This is a genomic window from Agrobacterium leguminum (assembly GCF_005144435.2).
In the GTDB taxonomy this organism is placed as follows: Bacteria; Pseudomonadota; Alphaproteobacteria; order Rhizobiales; family Rhizobiaceae; genus Agrobacterium; species Agrobacterium leguminum.
The window spans coordinates 122,937-146,499 of sequence record NZ_CP120211.1; the positions used below are offsets into that span (position 1 = coordinate 122,937).

Below are 23,563 nucleotides of genomic sequence, written 5' to 3' on the forward strand. Positions count from 1 at the left end.
CGGTCGATACCGCGGAAAACGCAGTTGCGGGTTATTGGCTGGCCCAGATGATGCGGGCGATCCATTCCACATCGGCCATGTCGAAGCTGCGGTTCGGATGTTCCGGGTTGAGCGAAAGAAGCTCGATGTTTTTCGGGCTTTGCCGCGCCAGCACCTTGGCCATCACTTCGCCGTCGCGGCTTTTCAGCACCACACGGTCGCCGCGCCGCACCTGTGCGCCGGGCTCAACGATGAGAATGTCGCCGTCACGGTATAGCGGCATCATGCTCTCGCCCTGCACCTCCAGCGCATAGACGCCCTGCCTGCGCTCGGGAGAGGAGGGGAACTCCACCACATCCCAGCCCTGACCCGCCGGAAAACCGCCATCGTCGAAAAAACCGCCGGAGCCCGCCTGCGCGAAACCGAGCAGGGGAATGGCGTTGTCGGCGCCGGAAGGCTGCATGGTCTGCGCCCTGCCGAAAGCATAACCGAAAAACTGGTCGACGCTTGCCCCCGTCGCCTCCAGCACCTTGGAGACGGATTCCGTCGAAGGCCAGCGTTTGCGGCCATCCGGCCCGAAACGTTTCGATTTATTGAACGAGGTGGGATCGAGGCCGGCGCGCTTCGCCAATGCCGAAGGCGTTAGCTGGTGGCGTTCGGCAAGCGTATCGATGGCGCTCCAGATCGTCTCGTGTGACAGCATGATAGAAAGCCCGCAAGTGGAGCCGATAGCGGAAAAGCTCCTGTCGTTTACTGACCGGAATCTAGACCATATCCGGTCAGGAGTAAAGCAAGGAAAGGAATAAAATCCTTTTCTACGCCACCATGGCCGATGTATTTATCTTGGCGAGCTGGATCACCGCCTGGGTGCGGCTGTCGACCTTGAGCTTCAGCAGGATCGCGGAGACATGCGCCTTGATGGTGGCTTCGGAAACATTGAGCTCATAGGCGATCTGCTTGTTCAGCAGCCCTTCGGCCAGCATGCCCAGAACCCGGCTTTGCTGCGGCGTCAGCGTTCTGAGCCTGCCGATGAGATCCGCCACGTCAGGATCCTGTTCCTTGTCGCCCTGATGACCCGCCGGTATCCAGACATCGCCTTCCAGAACCGCGCGGATGCCGTCCCTGATATCGTCGATACCGGAGGATTTGGAAATGAAACCGGAAGCACCGAGTTCGATGGAGCGGCGCACGGTGGTCGCATCGTCCGTTGCCGAAACGATGACGATCGGCAGGCTGGAGAATTCAGCTCGGAGCGCCATCAGGCCTGAAAATCCGCTGACCCCCGGCATTGCGAGGTCGAGAAGCATGAGATCGGCGTCGTTGCGCGCTGCGGCTGCACTTCGGGCGGCCTCGAAATCCCCGGCTTCAATAATGCTCTGTTGCCCGTCGAGGCCGGATACGGCCTGTTTCAGGGCGCCGCGAAAAAGCGGGTGGTCATCTGCTATGATAATGACAAGTTCCGACATTCTGGCCCCCTCCCAAGGGCGTTATGCGGTTCTTTTTCTGATACTGGCTCACTCCCATTTGCCGGTGGTCGAAACACGTCCGGCCCCTCCGCGAAAGGTTGCGCCAATCGGTCCCGCATTACAAGGAAAAGCTTGTGGACAGGCGGTCTTTCAGGCTCTCCGCAATAAAAATGCCGTGGAAACTGTGGACAATCTTCGAGCTTTGCGGCAAATCCCGCTGAGTGGAAAGCCTTGGAGAGCCCTATGCAGGAAACGCCCGCGATCATCTATAAAATCGTGCCGGAGACGTTATGGAGCGCGGCAAAGGCGAAGGGCGTCTTCGAAGGTGCGGCCATCGACCTGACTGACGGCTTCATTCATTTTTCAACGGCAAAACAGGCGGCGGAGACCGCCGCACGGCATTTTTCCGGCCAGGTCGATCTGCTTCTGATCGCGGTCGACGGCGCGGCCCTCGGCGACAAGCTGGTTTATGAACCCTCCAGAGGCGGCGATCTTTTCCCGCATCTTTATGCGCCTCTTCCCTTGACCGCCGTGCTTTGGGAAACGCCGCTTTCGCTCGGCCACGATGGCCAGCACCAGTTCCCGGAGATTTTGTGATGAGCGGATTATTTTCCTCGATTGGCCGCAAGGGCCTGTTTCTGGTCGATCCGGAAAAGGCGCATGGCCTGTCCATTGCGGCGCTGAAAAGCGGCTTCCTGCCCACCTGCATGGTGCCGCATGATCCGCTTCTGCAACAGACGGTGGCTGGCCTCGTTTTCCCCAATCCGCTCGGCATGGCGGCGGGTTACGACAAGAATGCGGAAGTGCCGGGGCCGCTTCTGAGGCTCGGTTTCGGCTTTACCGAAATCGGCACCGTCACGCCCAAGGCGCAATCCGGCAATCCCAGGCCGCGTATCTTCCGTCTGGTCGAGGATGAGGGTGTCATCAATCGCCTCGGCTTCAACAATGAAGGCCATGCGGCTGCGCTGGAGCGTCTGAAGCAGGCAAAGCTGCGCGGTATCGTCGGTGTCAATATCGGCGCCAACAAGGATAGCGAAGACCGCATCGCCGACTATGTGCAAGGCATCGAGGCTTTTTATTCGGTCGCATCCTATTTCACCGTCAATATTTCCTCGCCCAACACGCCCGGCCTGCGCGATCTTCAGGCACGCGAAAGCCTTGCCGCCCTTCTCGCCGCCGTGCTGGAACGCCGGAAAGTGGAAGCCGAACGCTTCGGCAAACGCATCCCGGTCTTTCTCAAGATCGCGCCCGATCTGACCGAAGAGGGGCTGGACGATGTTGCGGAAGAGGCGCTCGCCCATGATCTCGATGGCCTGATCGTTTCGAACACCACGCTTTCCCGCGAAGGCCTGAGGCCGGGCCCGCACAAGGGCGAGGCAGGCGGTCTCTCGGGCAAGCCGCTCTTCGAGCTTTCCACCACGGCTCTCGCCAAGATGCGCCGCCGCGTCGGCGGCAACCTGCCGATCATCGGCGTCGGCGGTGTGTCATCCGCAGAGACCGCTTTGGAAAAGATAAGGGCAGGGGCCGATCTCGTGCAGCTCTATTCCTGCATGGTCTATGAAGGCCCCGGCCTGCCCTCGGCCATCGTCAAGGGCCTGTCGAAGCTGGTCGCCCGCGAGGGCGTACAGTCCATTCGCGACCTGCGCGACAGCGCGGTGGACCGCTGGGCGGATCGCAAGCTCGGCTGAGCGCAGACCTTGGACGGTCGGCAGCGCGTCCTCAGGGGCTCTCCTTCCTCATCCCTGTGCTTGTCACAGGGATCCAGCCAGCCCAAGTCCTTGGGCTGAGAAGAGTCCTCTCGCCGCGCAGACGCGCGTCGGCTGGATTCCTGTGACAAGCACAGGAATGAGGGTCGCGAGGGTGGCCCTAGTCCGCAACCACTCTCAGGCGCAGAGCACCATCGCCCAATAGGGCCGGTTGCGGCTGGCCGCGTCATAGGCGACCGCGACGCCGAGGCCGTTATAGGGCCCGAGCATGTTTTCGAGGTGATGTTGTGAGCCGATCCAGGCCTTCACCACCCGCTCGACGCTGTCCTGCCCGGCAGCCACGTTTTCCGCTGCCGGAAGCGGCACATTACCGTCTTTCATGCGGATCAGGAAACTGTCGGTCAGGCCGATAAGATGCGCCATCTTCTGCGCCTTGACCATGCGGCCGGCCTGATAGGCGGCAGCACCGCTTGCCGCGCCATTGATGGCAAGCGGCGAAAGCCCCTTGGAGCGGCGCAGATCGTTGACCATGGGAAGCGCCGCCGCCGTCTCGTCGCGGGTGCCGGAGGGCATGCCCTTGTTGGTGGGCATGGAAACGCAGGCGGAAAGAACGGAGCCGGCGGAAAGCAACACGAAGCCGCGCCGTGAAAGCGTTTGAAACGTGGAGTGGGTCATGTCAGCGGCGGTAGCTCAGGAGGCGCAGGATGATGAAAACCGGAATGACGATCGTTGCCCCGAGGATCAGATAGTCACCGATTGCGCCCAGCGCATGGAAACCGCTGCGCCACAGGTCGACCACGAAATCGCGCGCGCCGTAGATGATGTTCCATGGCGTCAATCCGAAGATCGCCATCAGAAAGCCGACGAGCAATGAAACCACCAGCAGCTTCACCACGGTACGGGCCACCGTGTCACCCAGCATTTTGTTGACCTCACCGGCCATCAGCACGTCTCCTGTTTTGTCCTGACATATGAAGCACGACGCTTCGATGCAAGTTTCGCCGCACTATATCGCGTCAAATTCGCCAATTCCACGAGGCCGCCATGAAATAGGACTTGAGTTTTTTTATGGCTTGATAAATGACAGCCGACATCTTCTCAGGAATCTTGAATGGCCCCAAACCAGTTTTCTTCCGGTGACGTCATTGCCGACCGCCGGGCGGACTATGCCCGCATGCTGGCGGAGAGCGGTGACTTTCCCGCCGCCGCCGAACTCATGGAACAGGCGCTGGAGCTTGCGCCGCGGTGGACGGCGGGCTGGTTTCGCTTCGGGGAATATCACGAAAAAGCGGGCGAAACTGAAAAAGCCGTGGCGGCCTACGGGAAAGTCGCCGAGCTGGACACCGAAGGACTGTTTGCAGCCGAGCTGAAACTCGCGGTTCTCGGCGCCGCCGAAACGCCTGAGCAACCGCCGAGCCGCTATGTGGAAGGGCTCTTCGACGATTATGCCGACCGTTTCGAAACCTCGCTCGTGGAAAAGCTGGATTACAGCGTGCCGCAAAAGCTGGCCGAACTGATCGGCAAGGCGGCGAAAGGCAGCGTCTTCGACACCATTGTCGATATTGGCTGCGGCACCGGTCTCCTTGGCGTTGAAATCCGCACCTTCGCAAACCGGCTGGAAGGTTTCGATATTTCCCAGAACATGCTGGCCAAGGCGGAGGAAAAGGGGCTTTACGATCATCTGGATCAGGCCGATCTTTCGCTGGAGCCGGAGGCCTCGGGGCTCTTCACCTCCACGCTTGCGCAGCACCGCGCCGGCCTTGTGGCCGCCGCCGATGTGATGATGTATCTCGGCAGTCTCGAAACCGTCATGCCGCTCGTTTCCGCCCTGCTTGCGCCTTCAGGCTTTTTTGCCTTTTCGGTGGAGGATGCGGGGGAGGAAGACGGTTTCGTGCTGCGGGAATCCCTTCGTTACGCCCATTCGAAGAGCTACGTGACCGAGCTTCTTGAGCGGACGGGCTTTTCCCTCATCGAAATCCGCAAAACCACCATTCGCAAGGATGCCGGAAAACCCCTTTCCGGCATTCTTTTTCTTGCCCGTGCCAAAGCCTGAACATTCCGTTTCTTGCCATTTTCGCGATAGGTCAGGCTTCCTTACGTATCCATCTTGCTCAGATGTTTTTTGCAGTGCAAAATATGCCTGAAGCTGAGGAAAAAAGCGTGAGCAGAACGAGAAGCGTTTACGGCATGTGGAGTTCCGATCCGGCCAAGCATGCGCCGGTGGAAGACGTGCAGGGCATCGTCACCGGCGCCATCGTCTCGGCGCTCGGCTTTTATCTTCTGAACAAGGTCGGCCTTCTGACCGGCGGCACCGCCGGCGTCGCCTTCCTGCTTCATTATGCCTTCGGTATCAGCTTCGGCCTCCTGTTCTTCCTCGTCAATCTGCCGTTTTATTACCTGTCCTTCCGACGCCTCGGTCTTGCCTTCTCCTTCAAGACCTTCATCGCCATCGGCCTTGTTTCTGTGTTGACGGAAGTGGAAGCGCGCTGGATGGTGATCGACAGCATCAACCCGCTCTGGGCGGCGCTGCTTGGCGGTCTGCTTCTGGGTTACGGCTTGCTGGCGCTCTATCGTCACCGCGCCAGCCTCGGCGGTATCGGCATTCTCGCCATCTATATTCAGGATCGCTTTGGCGTCCGCGCTGGTCTCATCCAGCTCGCCTTCGATGCCTTCGTGATGCTCTGCGCCTTCCTCGTCATCGATCCGGCGACCGTTGTTTATTCGATTGTCGGCGCTTTCGTGCTCAACATGTTTCTGGCCATCAATCACCGTTCGGACAGATATATCGTCGTGCGCTGAGCGACAGCGGTTGAAATCTGTCGCGCTTCGGCGCAATAGCTCGGCAGGGGCCGAAAGACAGGGGAATGGGGTATGGACGATACGACTGCGCGCAGGCGCTTGAATATCTGGGCTTCTGCGCCCGATCGTCATTCGCTGCTGGAGGATGCTCAGGGCGTTCTGGCCGGCAGCATGCTCGTCTCGCTCGGTGTGACACTGCTTTCCGCCGCGGGCCTGCTCACCGGTGGCACCGTCGGCCTTGCCTTTCTGGCGCATTATTCCACCGGCTTCAGCTTCGGCGCGGTGTTCTTCCTCGTCAATCTGCCGTTTTATTATCTCGCCTTCCGTCGCCTCGGCCTTGCCTTCACGGTCAAGACCTTCTGCGCCATCGCCATGACGGCGCTGCTGTCGGAATATATGCCCGGCTTTTTCGCCTTTCAGAGCATCAATCCGGTTGCTGCGGCTCTCTTTGGCGGATTGACCGTCGCGGCCGGCATGCTGGCGCTGTTCCGTCATCGCACCAGTCTCGGCGGTTTTGGTATCCTCGCGCTTTATCTTCAGGATCGTTTCGGCTGGCGCGCGGGCCTCGTGCAGCTCGCCTTTGACGGCATGGTGCTGGCCTGCTCGTTCTTCGTGGCCACACCTTTCGTCATCATCTGCTCCATCCTCGGCGCGCTGGTCATGAACCTCACGCTCGCCATCAATCACAGGAACGACCGCTACATCGCCATGTAGCGGCCGCCCGTTTCGGGTTTAAGAGGTCACGCCGCCTTCGCAGCCGCATCGACCGGATGCTGCGAGCGGAAACCGACGGCGATGCGGTTCCAGGTGTTGATCGCGCCGATGGCGACGGTGATCTTCACGATCTCCTCATCGGAAAAATGCGCCTTCAGCGCCTCGAAGGCGTCATCCGGGGCGCCGGTTTCGGCAATCTTCGTCACCGCGTCCACCCAGCCGAGCAGCGCCCGTTCCTGCTGGGTATAAACGGGGGATTCCCGCCACACGCTCATCAGGTTGATCCATTGCTCGGAAAGCCCGTCATGGCGGCTTTCCTTCACATGCATATCCACACAGAAAGCGCAGCCGTTGATGATCGAGGCGCGCAGCTTGATGAGGTGAACGAAACGGCGCTCAAGCCCGCTGCCCTGGACATAATTCTCCAGAGCCATGACTGCCTTGAAGGCTTCGGGCGATGCTTTGGCATAGTTGATACGGGTTTTCATGGGTCTCTCCATTGGTTGGGTCTGTTTGAAGTCATGCGTTATCGATCCGGAAAGCTGTCGGGCTGACCGGCATTGGGTTGGTTAAGGTGTGGCTGTATCAGCGCGTCGCTGTTTTACGCTCGTTCAGCTCCAGAAAGGCGCAGCCTCGCGCAGCAATCCCGCCATCGTCATTGGCGGCGAGGTCGCCCAGAATGTCGGCGATGGTGGTCTTGGCGAGTTCGGCCCGATAGGCCTTTTCCGCTTTCAGCATCGCGGCATTGATGCCGCAGGGCTTGGTGAAATAACGCCCCGGCAAGGGGTTCGGCCCACGCTGGCGGATTTCCGCGCAGCGGAAGGCAGGCTGCGGGCCTTCGACAGCCAGCACGATATCCAGCAGCGTGATCCTGTCGGTCGCCCGGGCCAGACGATAACCACCCTTCGGCCCCGGCACGGTGGCGACAATCCCGGCATTGGACAGCGACTGGAGATGCTTCAGCAGATAGCTCGTGGAAACGCCGTGAAATTCCGCCAGCGCCGCTGCCGACAGCACGCCGCCTTCGGAAAGTCCCGCCAGCATGCCCACGCTGTGAATGGCCTGTTCCACGCCGTCGCCGAGTTTCATCCGACTTGTCCCTGTGCGGTTTGCTTCAGCATCATGGATAAAATTTATCCGCGATTATGCTTTCTGTCAAGCGGTCCCGTTCCGCCCTTCTTTTTTGCAGGTTTTTCACTACCTTGAAGACGTGAAACACACCGAGTCTCCCATTTCCGGCACGCATGTCGGCGCTTTGCCCCTTCCATTCCAGAAATGGTTTGCCGAAAAGGGGTGGTCTCCGCGCGCGCATCAATTGGAGCTGATGGCGCGCGCACGCGGCGGTGAAAACATGCTGCTGATCGCGCCGACAGGCGCCGGCAAGACGCTGGGCGGCTTCATGGCCTCGCTCACCGCTCTGGCGGAACGCGGCAAGGTGCAGGCAGGCTCGGGCTTCGTCGGCGTGCACACGCTCTATATCTCGCCGCTCAAGGCGCTGGCGGTGGATATCGAACGCAACCTCACCAGACCCGTCTCCGAAATGGGCCTGCCGATTTCCATTGAGACCCGCACCGGCGATACGCCGCAGGGCAAACGCCAGCGCCAGAAGGTGAAGCCGCCGGATATTCTGCTGACGACGCCGGAACAGGTCTCGCTGCTGCTCGCCAACAAGGAAGCCGAGCGCTTTTTCCGCGATCTGAAATATGTGGTGCTCGACGAGCTGCATTCGCTCGTCACCTCCAAACGCGGCCATCTGCTGTCGCTGGCGCTGGCCCGGGTGCGCCGGCACGCACCCGATGTGCGCTTCATTGGCCTTTCTGCCACGGTGGCGGAGCCGATGGATTTGCGCCGTTACCTCGCGCCGCAGGGACAGGCTGAGCCGCCCGCCGGCCTGATCACCGTCGAAGGCGGGGCAAAGCCGGATATCTCCATCCTGAGCACGGAAGAGCGCATCCCATGGTCCGGCCATTCGGCGCGTTACGCCATGAAGGATCTATATGCCGCGCTGAAGGACCATCAGACGACGCTGATCTTCGTCAACACCCGCTCGCAGGCGGAGCTGATCTTCCAGGAACTCTGGACCATCAATGACGACAATCTGCCGATTGCGCTGCATCACGGCTCGCTGGATGCCGGCCAGCGCCGCAGGGTGGAAGCGGCCATGGCGGAAAACAAATTGCGCGCCGTCGTCGCCACCTCCACGCTCGATCTCGGCATAGACTGGGGCGATGTCGATCTCGTCGTGCATGTCGGCGCGCCGAAGGGCGCAAGTCGTCTGGCTCAGCGCATTGGCCGCGCCAATCACCGCATGGATGAGCCGTCAAAGGCGATCCTCGTTCCCGCCAACCGTTTCGAGGTGATGGAGTGCCGCGCCGCGCTGGATGCCAACTACATCGGCGCGCAGGACACGCCGCCGATTGCCGAGGGCGCGCTTGATGTTCTCGCCCAGCATGTGCTCGGCATGGCCTGCGCCGAGCCCTTCGATGCGGATGATCTCTATCGCGAAGTAACCAGCGCCTCGCCCTATGCCGACCTGCCGCGGACTACCTTCGATAGGGTGGTGGATTTCACCGCCACCGGCGGTTACGCGCTGCGCACCTATGAGCGTTACGCCCGCATCCGGCAGATGAAGGACGGTCGCTGGCGCGTCTCCAATCCGGCGGTCGCGCAGCAATATCGCCTGAACCTCGGCACCATCGTCGAGGCGGCGGAACTCAATGTCCGCATGGTCAAGCGCAATGCCAAGGGCACGGTCGGGCGCGGCGGCATGTCGCTCGGCAAGGTCGAGGAATATTTCCTCGAGCAGCTGGTGCAGGGCGATACCTTCCTCTTCGCGGGCAAGGTGCTGCGCTTCGAGGGTATCAGGGAGAATGAATGCCTGGTCTCCCAGGCCTTCTCCATGGACCCGAAGATACCCTCCTATGCCGGCGGCAAGTTTCCGCTCTCCACCTACCTCGCGGATCAGGTGCGCTCCATGCTGGCAGACCCGGCGCGCTGGCATGCCCTCCCGGATCAGGTGCGCGACTGGCTGGCGATCCAGAAGGAAAAGTCGATCATTCCCAAGCGCGACGAGCTGCTGGTCGAGACCTTCCCCTTCCGCAAGCGCTTCTTCATGGTCATGTATCCCTTCGAGGGGCGCTTGGCGCACCAGACGCTCGGCATGCTTTTGACGCGCCGGCTGGAGCGGGCGGGCGCAAAGCCCATGGGCTTTGTCGCCACCGACTATTCGCTCGCCATCTGGGCCATGGAGGATATCGGCAGGCGGCTGAAATCCCGCCGCCTGTCGCTTGCAGACCTGCTGGACGAGGACATGCTGGGCGACGATCTGGAGGCGTGGCTGGACGAATCCTTCATGCTGAAGCGCACCTTCCGCAATTGCGCCGTCATTTCCGGGCTGATCGAACGCCGCCATCCCGGCAAGGAAAAGACTGGTCGTCAGGTCACGGTCTCCGCCGATCTTATTTATGACGTTCTTCGCAGCCATGAACCGGATCATATCCTGATGGAAGCGACGCGGCGCGATGCCGCGGCGGGACTTTTGGACATTGGCCGTCTTGGCGATATGCTGAAGCGAATCAAGGGCCACACCACCCACCGCGCGCTGGAACATGTCTCGCCGCTTGCCGTTCCCGTCATGCTGGAAATCGGCCGTGAGACGGTGGCGGGTGAGGCGATGGACGATGTGCTGGCCGAGGCCGCCGACGAGCTGATCGCCGAGGCCATGTCCTGAAATATCTGAGCGGAATGAAGGAACAAAGGCAAAAGTGCTGAGCCGGCTGACATTGAGCGACAGGTTTTCCAATGGCTTCGAATGCCTCGGCAGCGAAACCGCCATCAATGGCGTCGCCGCCTGGTGCGATCCTTTGGGCGGGCTTTACCTGCCGGACCTGTCGCTGCTCGTCGTCTCCGATCTGCATCTGGAAAAGGGCGCGGCTTTTGCAAGGCGCGGGCGCATGCTGCCGCCATACGACACCATCGCCACGCTTAAAATTCTGTCCTCCCTCGTCAGCCGTTACGATCCGAAGATCGTGGTCAGCCTTGGCGATAATTTCCATGATCGCGTCGGTTCCGAGCATCTGCCACTGCCGTTGCGCGAGCTCATCCGCGACATGGCCCGTGGCCGCGAATGGATATGGATCAACGGCAATCACGATCCCGACGGCACGGTCGATCTGCCGGGCTCTTCGGTGGACGAGATGTTTTACGGTACTCTCGTCTTCCGCCACGAGCCGAAACCGGGCGATGCCGCCGGCGAAATCGCCGGGCATCTGCATCCCTCCGCCACGGTTCGCCGCCGCGAAAAGACGGTGCGGCGGCCCTGTTTCGCCACCGACGGTTCGCGTCTGTTGATGCCGGCTTTCGGGGTGATGAGCGGCGGGCTGGATTTGCGGCACAAGGCCATGCGCGGCCTGTTCGATCATGCCGCTCTCGTCGCGCATCTGATGGGGAGGGACCGCATCTATTCGGTGCGGTTTTCAAATCTTCTCGGCTGAGCGTATTTTCCGGACGTAAAACCGCTTACGCAGCATTTACTGGAAATGCTCTATTGCCGGTAGACCAGCACCGGTATCTTCGAATTCTTCAGCACCTTGGCCGTGACGCTGCCGAGCAGCATTTCCACGAAGCTCCTGCGCCGGTGCGAGGCCATGGCGATGAGGTCGCAGCCGCTCCTGTTGGCGGCTTCGATGATCGCCTCGTCGGGCCTTCCCGCCCGCGCCAGCAGCGCTTCGCAATCCAGCCCCATGGAAGTGGCCTGCGCCTGCGTATCCCTCAGCAGATGTTCCGCTTCCTCGCAGCGGTGGAATTCTTCTTCGGCAATGGCGGCAATGTCCTCGACATCGCTGGCAATCACATGAAAGGGTTCCGATACCGTCACGACGGTCACCTTTGCGCCTGCCTCCTTGGCGAGAGCGAACCCTTGGTCGATTGCGATCTGCGCCAGCGGCGAGCCATCGGTGGGAATGAGAATGTGCTTGAACATGACATTTCTCCTTTTCATCCCGGTCACAACCGCACATGCCGCCTTGAGCTGCATGCATGATTGTAACGCCTTGAATTTTACTGCAAACCGATGGCGGAAGCGAATGCTATCTTTGCCGACAGGGGGCGGCAGACGCTCTCTTTTGCGGGATGAAAACCGATCAGTCCTTGCGGAAGATGATGCTGGCGCCCCAGCCGGTCACGACGGCAAGCAGAACGCAGAGCGCGCCATAGGCAAGCGGCGTCTGATGCGCGGCGTCGGTGATCGCCTGTTCCATGCCGGTCTTGACGACGCGCAGTTTCAGTTCGCGCTGGGCGATGAATTTGCCGCTCTTGAAGAGATAGGCGCGGGCGGTGTGCACACCGTTCGGCACGTTGGCCGGCAGGCGCAGGGTCGCCCAGAACAGGCCGGTGCGTTCCAGCCGCACCCCGGTCGTGTCATTACGATAGATGCCGCTGGAAAGCTTCAGACGCCGATAGGCTTCCTGAAAATCGAAGACATTGTCGGGCACGCCGGAAAAGACCGCGCTTTTCAGTGACAGATGGTCGACGCCAAGCCCCATGGCGCGAAGCGTTCCGGGCGAAGCGACATCGCTGATATTGCGCGTGCTGGCCATGGAATAGGATTCCGGCAGCGGTGTGAAGGTGATGGCGCTGGTATTGATCCAGATGCCTGCAACGCGTTCCTTCTTGCGCACGGTCATATAGTCGCTCGGTCCCTCGAGCGTCACGACGATGTCGTATTGCCCGATGGCGAGCAGCAACTGGTCGGTATTGTTCAGCGCGCCGAAAAGCGTGAAATCCGCACCGCGAAAATCGGAAGCAATGGGAATTTCGGTCGTCGATGCGCCGATTTCGATATTTTCCAGCAGGGATCGCTGCTGCGGGCCGGGCGGCAGGGCAAGCGGCGGTGTCTGGGCCGAAGCGGTCTGCCCGAAGGTGAGACATGAGGCCAGCGCAAGGGCGGCAAGCAGCAAATGGCGGGTCAATAACCTAACCCCCCGACGGCCACCGAAAACAGGTCTTCCGGGCGCACCACCAGCGATACGGCAAGGCGAAGCGCAACAGCGAGAACGAGAAGCGCCAGCAGGGCGCGCAGCTGTTCGCCGCGCAGTTTCTGGCCGACGCGCACGCCATATTGCGCGCCGATGACGCCCGCCACCATCAGGATGAAGGCCAGCACCACATCGACGGAATAGTTGGTCGCCGCCTGAACCACGGTCGTATAGGCGGTTACGAAAATGATCTGGAACAGCGAGGTGCCGACAACCACGCTGGTGGGGATGCGTAAGAGATAGATCATCGCCGGTACCATGATGAAGCCGCCGCCCACACCCATGATCGAGGTGAGGATGCCGATGCCGAAACCCAGCGTGACGATGGGAATGATGCTGAGATAGATCTTCGATTTCTTGAACCGCATTTTCAGCGGCAGGCGGTGCACCCAGTTGTGATGGCCCGGCCGGCGCAGCGTCACGGTTTCGTTGCGGGCGGCGCGGCGGAGCGCCGAAATGCTTTCCTTCAGCATCAGCCCGCCGACGGTGCCGAGCAGGATGACATAGAGCAGCGAGACGATGAGATCGAGCTGGCCGATGCTGCGCAGGAAGGAGAATATCCACACGCCGACCGTCGCCCCCACCAGACCGCCCACAAGCAGCACGCTACCGAGCTTGACGTCGAGCGTACCGCGCCGGAAATGCGTGATCGAGCCTGACACGGAGGAGGCGACCACCTGGTTTGCACCCGTCGCCACGGCCACCACAGGCGGAATATTGTAGAAGATCAGAAGCGGGGTAATCAGAAAGCCGCCGCCCACGCCGAACATGCCGGAAAGAAAACCGACGGCCGCGCCCATGCCGAGAATGATGAAAATATTCACCGACAGTTCTGCGATCGGCAGATAGACAGTCACGGCTCGGACCTCGGGCAAATGGTTCCGGGCGGCAGGGCTTATCCGGGTGAGGGGGCCGCGCCGCGATTTACACTTTCTGTCTGAAAAGACCGGGCATGCCCAGCCTTCATCCGTCATGCCCGCGAGGGCCTGACCTGTCAACATTCAACGGTAAATACGTTGATAATTTGGAAAGATAGCGGCCGTGTGTCGGCAGCCGGCCACATTCCTGCGCCGGGCTGAGCGAAAGCGGCCAAGGGCCGCTTAGTCGGTTCTCGAATGTTTATTTGTTGCGGGCGAGAAGCGCGGTCACCAGCTCGTTGGTAATGCGGCCGTCCGGCGTCTGGCCCACGGACTTCTGGAAGTCCTTGATGGCCGTCACGGTGTTCTTGCCGAGCTTGCCGTCAGGCTGGCCGGCATCGAAACCGTTCTTGTTCAGGATCGCCTGAATGTTGCGGATCGCCTTTTCCATGTCCACGGAAGCAGTTTTCACGCCTTCCTTGCCGGCCCATTCCTCGGGCGGGTTGACGCTGTTTGCATCTTCCGAAAGCGGCTTGACCTTCCAGGCGTCCACCTTGGCCTTTGCGCTCTGAAGCTGCTGCGGGTTCAAGGCCCCTGCCACTTCGTCGCGCTTCTGGGCGGCGTCGGCGTCGCCATCCCTGGCGGCGATGGCGAACCACTTGTAGGATTCCTCGATGTCCTGCTTCACGCCGCTGCCGCGCGCATAGAGAATGGCGAGGTTGAACTGGCTGTCACGAACGCCGAGGTCGGAAGCCTTGATGAACCATTGCGCGGCGGCGGCGAAATCCGGCTGACCGGCCGCATCGGAAGCAAGCAGGACGGCGAGATTGTGCATGGCGCCAGCATTGCCCTGTTCCGCGGCCAGCGTGTAATAGCGCTTGGCTTCGGGAAGGTTGCGTTCGACGCCGTTCGCCTTCTCGTAGAGATTGGCGAGACGATATTGCGCGGGTGCAAGGCCACGATCAGCGGCGAGCTTGTACCATTTTGCCGCCTCGGTGCGGTCGGCGGCCACGCCGCGGCCATCGGTGTAGCGCGCTGCGATCTCGAACAGCGCCTGCGTGTCGCCCTTGGCGGCCGCTTCGGCAAGCGATGCCGGCTCGGTGCCGGCGGGAACGGCGATGGCGTCCTGGGCGGGAGCAGCCGTGGCTGCGACCTGCGCCGGAGCCGAAGGTTCGTTCTGCGCAACGGTGCCGGAATTTGCCGCATCCACGGCAGGAACGTCGGCAACCGGCGGCTCGTCAGGCAGCGGTGCGCCGCCGACGGTGCGGGGATCGATGGTGTTTTCCGCCGGTGCGGTGTTTTCGATGCTGTCGGCGGATGCGGCCTGTTCCGGATCGATGGCGAGATCGGACGGAATGGTCACGGCCTTGTCGCCCGCTTCGGGAAGCGCGGAGACCGGGCCATTGTCCTGCTTCTGCTCGATGACCGGAGCCGGGGCTTCCGCGCCGCCGATCAGCGTCTTGACGAGCGGCATGGCCATCATCGCCAGAAGAATGGCGCCGATGCCGAGCAGCAGCGGGCGGCGATAGCGCGAGAGCCCCGATGCCTCTGCCTTGCGGCCCTTCTTGCCGGTATCGAGCTTCTCCGGCGATGTTTCCATGGCGGCGGCCTGCGCCGCACGACGGGCGGCGGCAATGAAATCCGTCCGTCCTTCGGCGTCTGCGGCCTTGCCGCTGGCGGCCACCTGGCTGGCGCGCACGCGCTCGAGGATTTTCTTGATATCGGGCGCACCCGAACCCGGCTCCAGAAGTTCGTTCTCCTGACCCGCCGGCAGAACGTCGATCGGATCGAGCGACGGGGCGGGCTCGACCTGCGTGCGGGCGGAGGAGGAGGCCGATACGGGTTCTTCTGCGGCTTTGACGGTCTTTGCCGTACCCGTCTTGAAACGCTTCGTCAGGCCGGCAAGCAGGCTCTTTTTTTCCGCCTTCGCGGGCTTCGCCGCAGCGGGAGGCACGATGGCATCCCCATCTTGCCCGTCGGCGTCGAGAATGGCCTGTTCTTCGGCGATATAACCCTCTTCCGGGAAGATGGCGGCCGGCATGGGCACATCTTCGTGCGCGGGGGCCGACACAGGCTTCGTGACGTTGCGGGGCGCGGCCTCTTCGCGGTAGACGGGAGCATTGTCGAGGTTATCCAGCCGGCCGGCGATCTGCACCAGCGTCTCATGCAGCGCTTCGAATGTGCGGTGCGTGCGTTCTTCGGTGTTGCGGCTCAAGGCTTCGAGATTGCGCAGATCGGTCGCAAGATCGGTCAGCATCGTCATGTCGGCGAGGTTTGCGCCGGCCGAGAGATTGTTACGGGTATAGGCGTCGAGAACGGCCTCGGCCGCCTGCCGGGCTGCTTCGATGATATATTCGTCGTTGGACGCCATGTAGTCTTCGATGGCCGCCATGCGGGCATCGAGTTCAGGCGGCATGCCCGCGGCCTGCATCTGCACCGGCTGGCTGATCAGCGTCGAGAGATGGGCGATCTGGTTTTCGAGGCTTGCCAGCGCGTGGCTGTCGGCGGGCGCGGCATGGGCGGTCTCGTCGAGACGGGCGGCAATATTGCCGAGCCGCTCTTCCAGACGCGAGAAGGCGCTTTCGCTGAGGCCCGATGCCGGCTGGCTGTAACGATAATCGAGGTCCTCGATGCGGCGCGAGAGCGTATCGAGCCGCTCTGCCAGACCGTCATTGACGGCGCCGTGATCCAGCGCATCGATCTTGCGGGAAATATCGCTGAGGAAAGACGTCAGCTCCGCCTGTTGCGAGGGGCGTTGCGAACGCTCCAGAAGCAGGGAAAGCTGGTCCAGCCGCTCATGCAACTGGGCGGCGTCACGGGCGGTGCTGAGTTCGTCGATCTTGCCGGCCAGCGCTTCAAGGCGGGCGGTGAGGTCCAGCGCCGGTTCAGGTTTTGCGGCGGCAAGGCGGTTGATGTCGCCGAGCTGTTCGGCAAGGCCGTTCAGCCGGTTCTCCAGACGCTGCGCCAGCGCATTGTCTGTTGCCTGCGCATTGGCGCGCGTGCCGGTTGCGGCAATGGCGCGGCTGATTTCGTCCAGCCGCTGGTCGAGACCGGAAAACTGTTCGGTAAAGGCCGCTTCGTTCGGCTGCATGTGCTTGCCGAGCTGCTCCACGGCGCTGGCAATCGCGATCAGCTTGTCTTCGAGCACGCGCACGGCCGGATTGTTGCTCATGCCGCCGAGCTGGGTCTTGATGTCATCGAGACGATAGGCGAGCGAAACGATCTCATCCTGCAACGCGCCGGCGTCGAAACCGCGCAGCGTGTCTTCCACATTGTTCCAGCGGCTTTCGATCCGGTGCACGCTGTCTTCGCGCGCAAGCTGGTCGATGGTGAGACGCAGGTCCTCGAATTCGTTGCGCAGCCCGTAGGCATCGGGAGATGCCAGATTGCCGAGCTGGTCGATGCTGCCGGCCAGCCGTGCGATATCGTCGCGCAGATCGCCGATGAACTGCTGGTCTTCCGCTACCGCGCGAATATTGCGGATTTCGGTGCGCAGTCCCTGCGCTTCGCGGGCAACGCCCTCGACAATGTCGTGCTTCAGCTCATGCCGCAGATTGACGAGCGCCTGGGCGATTTCCTGCAGGGCCGCGTCATTGCGCTGCGGTTCCTGATAGGGCGGGATGGAACGCGCGCGGGGTGCGGGAGCGGCCGCTGCCTGCTGCGCGTCCCTCGGCCGGTATTCCGGTGCAAGCGGTCTGGTAATCGTCCGTTCCGGGCGGGCGACGGGTTCCTGCGGGCGCTGGAAGCTCGCCTCGAGGAGACGCTGGCGCTGGCGGATTTCGTTGACGGGATCGAGCTGCGGCGGCGTGACGGCGGCGCGCGCGGCATAAGCCTCGCTTTTCGCTTCGGGCTGAGCGCTCGCGGCCCGGGGGTCGCGCGGGAACTTCTGGCTCATCAGCCCTTCGATACGGGCTTCAAGGCCTTCAATGGTGCGATTGAGCGCATCAAGAGACGATCTGTCGCTTGGCTGTTGGGTTTTCGATCGCAATCCGTTCATCTTTTCGCTCGCTTCGCTTCCGCCCGCCGTGCCCGGTTATCTGTCGCGACGTTGCCTGCCTGGACACGCCGTCGCCGCAACATGCAGCAATCCTAGAGCCGGTATTCGCCCCCATTGAGGAAAATGCGCCGGAGTACGAAGCAGTTACCTCTGTCGGGAGAATTCACGAAACGTGGTAAAGAAGTGGTTAACTATGGTCGGAATTTTTTAACTTTTGCGGCACGCGGCAGCCCTGCGCCGGGCCGGACGTCCATTCCGCGAAAAAGGAGAAGGGATATTCCGCTGAAATTTATTTGACGTTTACGCGCACGTCAAATATTGTCATCCCATATCGGCCGGATTATCGCCGGCGCCCACGATGCGGAGGAACATCGGTAATGCCTGTTTACAAGGCCCCAGTTAAAGACACGCTTTTTATCCTGAACGACGTTCTCGGCCTGGAGCGGTATAACAACCTGCCCGGCTTCGAGGATGCAACCCCTGACATGATCGAGGCCATTACCGGTGAAGCCGCAAAGCTTGCCGAAGAGCGGCTTTTCCCGCTCAACCTTTCCGGCGACCAACAGGGTTGCAAGCGCGCCGATGACGGTTCGGTTTCCGTGCCGGATGGTTTCAAGGATGCCTATGACGCCTATTGCGAGGGCGGCTGGATCGGTCTTGCCGTTCCGCCGGAATTCGGCGGGCAGGGGTTGCCCTATACGCTGCACGCCGCCATCGGCGAATATATGTCGTCGGCCAACCTGTCGCTGATGATGTATCCGGGTCTGACGCAGGGTGCGATTGCCGCCATTCTGGTTCATGGCACGCAGGAGCAGAAGGACACCTATCTGCCGAAGATGGTGGAAGGCACATGGTCCGGCACCATGAACCTCACCGAACCCCATTGCGGCACCGATCTCGGCATGCTGCGCACCAAGGCTGTGCCGCAGGCTGACGGCAGCTACAAAATTTCCGGCCAGAAGATTTTCATCTCCGCCGGCGAACATTCCATGACGAACAATATCGTCCATCTGGTGATCGCCCGCATCGAAGGCGCGCCGGAAGGCACCAAGGGCATTTCGCTCTTCATCGTGCCGAAGTTCCTGGTGAAGGAAGACGGCACGCCGGGCGAGCGAAACGGCGTCACCTGCGGCGCCATTGAACACAAGATGGGCATTCACGGCAACGCCACCTGCGTCATGAACTACGATGATGCGACCGGTTATCTGCTGGGCGCTGAGAACAAGGGCCTTTCGGCCATGTTCGTGATGATGAACGAAGCCCGCCTCGGCGTCGGCCTTCAGGGTCTTTCCGTCGGCGAGATCGCCTATCAGAACGCGGTTGAATATGCCCGTGAGCGCATTCAGGGCCGCTCACTCTCCGGCGCCAAGTTCCCGGACAGGAAGGCGGATCCGATCATCGTGCATCCCGATATCCGCCGCACGCTGATGACCATCAAGGCATATAACGAGGCCGGCCGCGCCTTCCTTCTGTGGACCGCGCTGCAATCCGACATTGCCCACCGCGCCGCCGATGAAAAGCAGCGCCAGGCGGCGGACGACCTGCTTGGCCTCGTCACCCCGATCCTGAAAGGTGTCCTGACCGACAAGGGCTTCGACCATGCCGTGATGGCGCAGCAGGTCTTCGGCGGCCACGGCTACATCGAGGAACATGGCATGAGCCAATATGTCCGCGATGCGCGTATCACCATGATCTATGAGGGCGCCAACGGCATTCAGGCGCTCGATCTGGTGGGCCGCAAGCTCGGCATGAATGGCGGCCGCGCCGTGATGGCGCTGTTTAAGGAAATCGGCGATTTCTGCGAGGAAAACCGCGCCGATGAAAAGCTGAGCCTCTACACCAAGGGCCTGAAGAAGGGCTTGAACGACCTGCAGGCCGCAACCATGTGGTTCATGCAGAACGCCATGGCGAAACCCGACAATGCCGGTGCCGGCTCGACCGACTATATGCATCTCTTCGGTATCGTGGTGCTGGGTTACATGCAGGCGCGCATGGCGAAAGCCGCCAGCGAAGCGCTTGCAGCCGGCAGCGCTTCGGACGAGGATTACCTCAAGACCAAGCTTGTCACGGCGAAGTTTTACATGGAGCGCATCATGCCGGAAACGGCGCTGCGCAAGGCCCGCATCGAAACCGGCGCGGACACCATGATGGAACTGGCTGCGGAAGCATTCTGATGAGGCTGGCGTTTCTGACGCCGCAGGGAGAGAAACAATGACCGACGTATTTATCTACGACCATGTCCGCACCCCGCGCGGACGCGGCAAGAAGGATGGCAGCCTGCATGAGGTGCCTTCCGTTCGCCTTGCCGCCAAAACGCTGGAAGCCATCCGCGACCGCAACGGGCTCGACACTTCTGCTGTCGATGACATCATCATGGGCTGTGTCGATCCCGTCATGGATGCCGGTGCGGTGATCCCGAAGGCCGCCGCTTTCGAGGCCGGTTATTCGAACAGGGCGCCAGGCATGCAAATCTCACGCTTCTGCGCCTCGGGTCTCGATGCCATCAATTTCGCGGCCGGCAAGGTCAAAGCGGGATCTGACGACATCGTCATCGCCGGCGGCGTCGAAAGCATGTCGCGCGTCGGCATGGGCATGTCGGGCGGCGCCTGGTACATGGACCCTTCGGTCAACTTCCCGGCCTTCTTCATGCCGCAGGGCGTGTCGGCCGATCTCATCGCCACAAAGTATGGTTTCTCTCGTGACGATGTCGACGCCTATGCCGTCGAAAGCCAGAAGCGCGCGGCGCATGCCTGGGAAAAAGGCTATTTCAACAAGTCGGTTATTCCGGTGAAGGACTCAAACGGCCTGACGATCCTCGACCGTGACGAGCACATGCGCCCCGGCACGGACATGCAGGCGCTCGCCTCGCTCAACCCGTCCTTCCAGATGCCGGGTGAAATGGGCGGCTTCGAAGCCGTCGGCATCATGGCGCATCCGGAAGTGGAGCGGATCAATTACGTCCATCACGCCGGCAATTCGTCCGGCATCGTTGATGGCGCTGCGGCGGTGCTGGTTGGCTCGAAGGCGGGCGGCGAGGCGATGGGCATTAAGCCCCGCGCCCGCATCAAGGCCTTCGCCAATATCGGCTCCGACCCGGCGCTGATGCTGACCGGCCCGGTGGATGTGACCGAGAAGCTCCTGAAAAAGACCGGCATGCAGCTTGCCGATATCGATCTTTTCGAACTCAACGAGGCCTTCGCCGCCGTGGTCCTGCGTTACATGCAGGCCTTCGATATCGACCACGACCGGATGAACGTCAATGGCGGCGCGATCGCCATGGGCCATCCGCTGGGTGCAACCGGCGCGATGATCCTCGGCACGGTGCTGGATGAGCTGGAGCGGCGCGATCTGAACACCGCGCTCGTCACGCTCTGCATCGGCGCAGGCATGGGCACGGCGACGGTTATCGAGCGGGTTTAAGGCTGGTCATGAGGCGCGAGGTTTACGAGCGGCCCAAGAATGAGATCGAACAGCAGCTGGCTCGGCACAATCTGGAAAAGGATATGGCACAGGATCATGGGGCGTCCATCCGCCCCGTTTCCCCTGTCCACATCCGGCGGCTCCGGGCAGAGCGCTGGGGTTTGATTGTGTTTCTCGTTCTTGTGGTCGGTTGTGTCGACCTCGCACTCGGACTGTCGTAACCGCAGGGAAATTTGAGGGAAGAGGAATCCCAAATGAGCACTTATACCAATTTCACCATCGAGACGGACGCAGACGGCATTGCCCTCGTCACCTGGGATATGCCGGAAAAATCCATGAACGTCTTCACGTCAGAGGTGATGGACGAGCTGAACGCCATTGTTGACGCGACTGTCGCCGACAGCGCCGTCAAGGGTGTCGTTTTCACGTCAGGCAAGAGCACCTTTTCCGGCGGCGCCGATCTTTCCATGATCAAGTCGATGTTCTCCTTCTACAATGATGAGAAGACGAAGAACCCGGATCAGGCGGCGGCAAAGCTGTTCGAATTGGTCGGCCGCATGACGGGCCTGTTCCGCAAGATCGAGACCAACGGCAAGCCCTGGGTTTCCGCCATCAACGGCACCTGCATGGGCGGCGCGTTTGAGCTGTCGCTTGCCTGCCACGGCCGGGTCGCCTCCAGCGCCAAGAACCTCAAGATCGCCCTGCCGGAAGTCAAGGTCGGCATCTTCCCCGGCGCAGGCGGCACCCAGCGCGTGCCGCGCCTGACGGATGCGCAATCGGCGCTGCAGATGATGACCACCGGCCAGTCGCTGACCGGCGCCCGCGCCAAGGCCGTGGGTCTGGTGCATCAGGTGGTCGAGCCGGATCAGCTGGTTGCAACCGCAAAGCAGATGATCAAGGACGGCCTGAAACCGGTCGCACCCTGGGATGAAAAGGGCTTCAAGGCCCCCGGCGGCGGTATCTGGACGCCCGCCGCAGCCCAGCTCTGGCCCGCAGCACCGGCCATTCTGCGCCGCGAAAGCGCCGGCAATTATCCGGCCGCCCTCGCCATCCTCAAATGCGTCTATGAAGGCCTGCAATTGCCCTTCGATACCGCATTGAAGGTGGAGCAGCGTTATTTCACCGAAATCCTTCGCTCGAAGGAAGCCTTCGGCATGATCCGCTCGCTGTTCATTTCCATGCAGGAACTGGGCAAGGGTGCGCGCCGCCCGGCCGACCAGCCGAAGACCGAGTTCAGGAAGGTTGGCGTCGTCGGCGCGGGCTTCATGGGCGCTGCCGTCGCTTATGTCACCGCAGCCGCCGGCATCCCCGTTGTGCTGGTGGATCGCGATCAGGAAGCCGCCGACAAGGGCAAGGGCCATTGCGAGGAAAGCGTCAAGGCCGCCATCGGCAAGGGCAGGCTGACGCAGGATGAGGGCACGGCCCTGCTAGACCTCGTCACCCCGACGGCGGATTACAAGGCGCTCTCCGATGCCGATCTCGTCATCGAGGCCGTCTTCGAAGACCGCGACGTGAAGAAAGCCGTCATCGAGGCCGTGGAAGCCGTGTTGCCTGAAGGCGCGATCTTCGCCTCCAACACCTCCACTTTGCCGATCACCGGGCTTGCGAAGAACTCGAAGCGGCCGGCGGATTTCATCGGCATCCACTTCTTCTCGCCGGTCGAGAAGATGATGCTGACGGAAGTGATCCTCGGCAAGGAAACCGGCGACAAGGCGCTCGCCGTTGCGCTGGACTATGTGGCGAAGATCAAGAAGACCCCGATTGTGGTCAATGATACGCGCGGCTTCTTCGTCAATCGCTGCGTGCTGCGCTACATGGCGGAAAGCTACGATATGCTGATCGAAGGCGTACCCGCCGCCATGATCGAAAATGCCGCGAAATTCGCCGGCATGCCGGTCGGCCCGCTGGCGCTGAATGATGAGGTGGCCATCGATCTTTCCTACAAGATCCTGAAAGCCACCGTCGCCGATCTCGGCGAAAAGGCTGTCGATCCGCGCCATATGGAGCTGGTGAAGAAGCTGGTGGAAGGCGAGGGCCGCTTCGGCCGCAAGAACGCCAAGGGCTTTTACGACTATCCGCAAAAGCCCGCCAAGAAATCCCTCTGGCCCGGCCTGAAGGACCTCTATCCGCAGCAGAAGCCTGAAGACGTGGATATGGAGGTGCTGAAACAGCGCTTCCTCGTCACCGTGGCGCTGGAAGCCGCCCGCACGGTGGAAGAAGGCATCGTCACCGATCCGCGTGAGGCGGATGTCGGCTCCATCCTCGGTTTCGGCTTTGCGCCCTATACCGGCGGCGCGCTGTCCTATATCGACGGCATGGGCGTGAAGAACTTCGTGGCGCTCGCCGAGAAGCTCAGTGAGACCTATGGCCCGCGCTTCAAGCCGACGCCGCTGCTGAAGGACATGGCCGCCAAGGGCGAAACCTTCTACGGTCGCTTCGATCCCTATGCCAGCGCCGCCAAGGCGGCCTGAGGCTTCAGGTGAGACATTGAACAGGCCCTTCGGGGCCTGTTTTATTATGCCTGTCTCCCTGCTTTCCGTGCATCCTTTGCCGGGCTGAGGCGTTGAAAAGGCTGACCGGGCAAAAGCGC

General features: G+C 61.5%; 20 protein-coding genes. 10 read left to right on the plus strand and 10 right to left on the minus strand.

Going from position 1 to position 23,563, the window contains the following annotated elements; all coding sequences use genetic code 11:
• Positions 1 to 31: 31 nt before the first annotated feature.
• Entirely contained in the window at positions 32 to 682 is a 651-nt protein-coding gene (locus CFBP4996_RS00580; protein WP_003519935.1) for a S24 family peptidase, read from the minus strand.
• A gap of 112 nt (positions 683 to 794) precedes the next feature.
• Positions 795 to 1,445: a response regulator gene (locus CFBP4996_RS00585; RefSeq protein ID WP_035265127.1), complete on the minus strand. Its 651-nt coding sequence runs from the start codon at positions 1,443 to 1,445 to the stop codon at positions 795 to 797.
• A gap of 243 nt (positions 1,446 to 1,688) precedes the next feature.
• Between CFBP4996_RS00585 and CFBP4996_RS00590 the strand changes: the two genes are divergently transcribed.
• Both CFBP4996_RS00590 and CFBP4996_RS00595 read left to right on the plus strand, forming a co-directional pair.
• A complete protein-coding gene (locus tag CFBP4996_RS00590) occupies positions 1,689 to 2,042 on the plus strand; it encodes a DUF952 domain-containing protein (RefSeq protein WP_059759483.1) in 354 nt (117 codons plus the stop codon).
• The gene (locus tag CFBP4996_RS00595; RefSeq protein ID WP_080852710.1) at positions 2,042 to 3,133 is read left to right on the plus strand and encodes a quinone-dependent dihydroorotate dehydrogenase; all 1,092 of its coding nucleotides are present in this window, start codon (positions 2,042 to 2,044) and stop codon (positions 3,131 to 3,133) included. Before CFBP4996_RS00590 ends, CFBP4996_RS00595 begins: the two co-directional genes overlap by 1 nt.
• 195 nt (positions 3,134 to 3,328) lie before the next feature.
• On the opposite strand, the gene CFBP4996_RS00600 is transcribed toward CFBP4996_RS00595, so the two are convergent.
• On the minus strand, positions 3,329 to 3,826 hold the full coding sequence (locus CFBP4996_RS00600; protein ID WP_003519931.1) for a CAP domain-containing protein: 498 nt from the start codon (positions 3,824 to 3,826) through the stop codon (positions 3,329 to 3,331).
• A gap of 1 nt (position 3,827) precedes the next feature.
• Entirely contained in the window at positions 3,828 to 4,094 is a 267-nt protein-coding gene (locus CFBP4996_RS00605) for a DUF6460 domain-containing protein (protein ID WP_003493739.1), read from the minus strand.
• A 168-nt stretch (positions 4,095 to 4,262) separates the two neighbouring features.
• On the opposite strand from CFBP4996_RS00605, the gene CFBP4996_RS00610 reads away from it, so the two are divergent.
• The 3 genes from CFBP4996_RS00610 (at position 4,263) to CFBP4996_RS00620 (ending at position 6,664) form a co-directional block, all read left to right on the plus strand.
• The gene (locus CFBP4996_RS00610) at positions 4,263 to 5,204 is read left to right on the plus strand and encodes a class I SAM-dependent methyltransferase (RefSeq protein WP_162935933.1); all 942 of its coding nucleotides are present in this window, start codon (positions 4,263 to 4,265) and stop codon (positions 5,202 to 5,204) included.
• 134 nt (positions 5,205 to 5,338) lie between these two features.
• Positions 5,339 to 5,950 (plus strand): YitT family protein, encoded by a 612-nt coding sequence (locus CFBP4996_RS00615; RefSeq protein WP_065654497.1) that lies wholly within the window; start codon positions 5,339 to 5,341, stop codon positions 5,948 to 5,950.
• 72 nt (positions 5,951 to 6,022) lie between these two features.
• Positions 6,023 to 6,664: a YitT family protein gene (locus CFBP4996_RS00620; RefSeq protein WP_080852709.1), complete on the plus strand. Its 642-nt coding sequence runs from the start codon at positions 6,023 to 6,025 to the stop codon at positions 6,662 to 6,664.
• 26 nt (positions 6,665 to 6,690) lie between these two features.
• Here the strand turns inward: CFBP4996_RS00620 and CFBP4996_RS00625 are convergent, their stop codons facing one another.
• Together CFBP4996_RS00625 and CFBP4996_RS00630 are read right to left on the minus strand one after the other, a co-directional pair.
• Positions 6,691 to 7,152: a carboxymuconolactone decarboxylase family protein gene (locus CFBP4996_RS00625; RefSeq protein ID WP_003493743.1), complete on the minus strand. Its 462-nt coding sequence runs from the start codon at positions 7,150 to 7,152 to the stop codon at positions 6,691 to 6,693.
• 97 nt (positions 7,153 to 7,249) lie between these two features.
• Positions 7,250 to 7,753: an RrF2 family transcriptional regulator gene (locus CFBP4996_RS00630; protein ID WP_003519926.1), complete on the minus strand. Its 504-nt coding sequence runs from the start codon at positions 7,751 to 7,753 to the stop codon at positions 7,250 to 7,252.
• 121 nt (positions 7,754 to 7,874) lie between these two features.
• Between CFBP4996_RS00630 and CFBP4996_RS00635 the strand changes: the two genes are divergently transcribed.
• Together CFBP4996_RS00635 and pdeM are read left to right on the plus strand one after the other, a co-directional pair.
• Positions 7,875 to 10,394, plus strand: a complete 2,520-nt coding sequence (locus tag CFBP4996_RS00635) for a ligase-associated DNA damage response DEXH box helicase (protein ID WP_080852708.1) — start codon at positions 7,875 to 7,877, stop codon at positions 10,392 to 10,394.
• A gap of 34 nt (positions 10,395 to 10,428) precedes the next feature.
• Positions 10,429 to 11,157 carry a ligase-associated DNA damage response endonuclease PdeM gene (pdeM, locus tag CFBP4996_RS00640; protein ID WP_065654494.1) on the plus strand — a complete coding sequence of 243 codons (729 nt, stop codon included), beginning with the start codon at positions 10,429 to 10,431 and terminating at the stop codon, positions 11,155 to 11,157.
• 50 nt (positions 11,158 to 11,207) lie between these two features.
• On the opposite strand, the gene CFBP4996_RS00645 is transcribed toward pdeM, so the two are convergent.
• The 4 genes from CFBP4996_RS00645 to podJ all read right to left on the minus strand — a co-directional run bounded on the left by CFBP4996_RS00645 (position 11,208) and on the right by podJ (position 17,553).
• Positions 11,208 to 11,645 (minus strand): universal stress protein, encoded by a 438-nt coding sequence (locus CFBP4996_RS00645; protein WP_003522788.1) that lies wholly within the window; start codon positions 11,643 to 11,645, stop codon positions 11,208 to 11,210.
• A gap of 160 nt (positions 11,646 to 11,805) precedes the next feature.
• Complete coding sequence (locus CFBP4996_RS00650; protein ID WP_035265149.1) at positions 11,806 to 12,633, minus strand: TIGR02186 family protein; 828 nt, start codon at positions 12,631 to 12,633, stop codon at positions 11,806 to 11,808.
• Positions 12,630 to 13,556: a sulfite exporter TauE/SafE family protein gene (locus tag CFBP4996_RS00655; RefSeq protein WP_003522786.1), complete on the minus strand. Its 927-nt coding sequence runs from the start codon at positions 13,554 to 13,556 to the stop codon at positions 12,630 to 12,632. The genes CFBP4996_RS00650 and CFBP4996_RS00655 overlap by 4 nt, the downstream gene beginning before the upstream one ends.
• Positions 13,557 to 13,818: 262 nt before the next feature.
• The gene (podJ, locus tag CFBP4996_RS00660; RefSeq protein WP_080852707.1) at positions 13,819 to 17,553 is read right to left on the minus strand and encodes a cell division protein PodJ; all 3,735 of its coding nucleotides are present in this window, start codon (positions 17,551 to 17,553) and stop codon (positions 13,819 to 13,821) included.
• Between the two features lie 377 nt (positions 17,554 to 17,930).
• Here podJ and CFBP4996_RS00665 point away from each other — a divergent pair, with 377 nt between their 5' ends.
• From CFBP4996_RS00665 to CFBP4996_RS00675, 3 genes are all read left to right on the plus strand, one after another.
• Positions 17,931 to 19,727 (plus strand): acyl-CoA dehydrogenase C-terminal domain-containing protein, encoded by a 1,797-nt coding sequence (locus CFBP4996_RS00665; RefSeq protein WP_059760512.1) that lies wholly within the window; start codon positions 17,931 to 17,933, stop codon positions 19,725 to 19,727.
• Positions 19,728 to 19,764: 37 nt separating this feature from the next.
• Entirely contained in the window at positions 19,765 to 20,973 is a 1,209-nt protein-coding gene (locus CFBP4996_RS00670; RefSeq protein ID WP_080852706.1) for an acetyl-CoA C-acetyltransferase, read from the plus strand.
• A 254-nt stretch (positions 20,974 to 21,227) separates the two neighbouring features.
• Positions 21,228 to 23,444: a 3-hydroxyacyl-CoA dehydrogenase NAD-binding domain-containing protein gene (locus CFBP4996_RS00675; protein ID WP_080852704.1), complete on the plus strand. Its 2,217-nt coding sequence runs from the start codon at positions 21,228 to 21,230 to the stop codon at positions 23,442 to 23,444.
• The last annotated feature ends 119 nt before the right edge of the window (positions 23,445 to 23,563 follow it).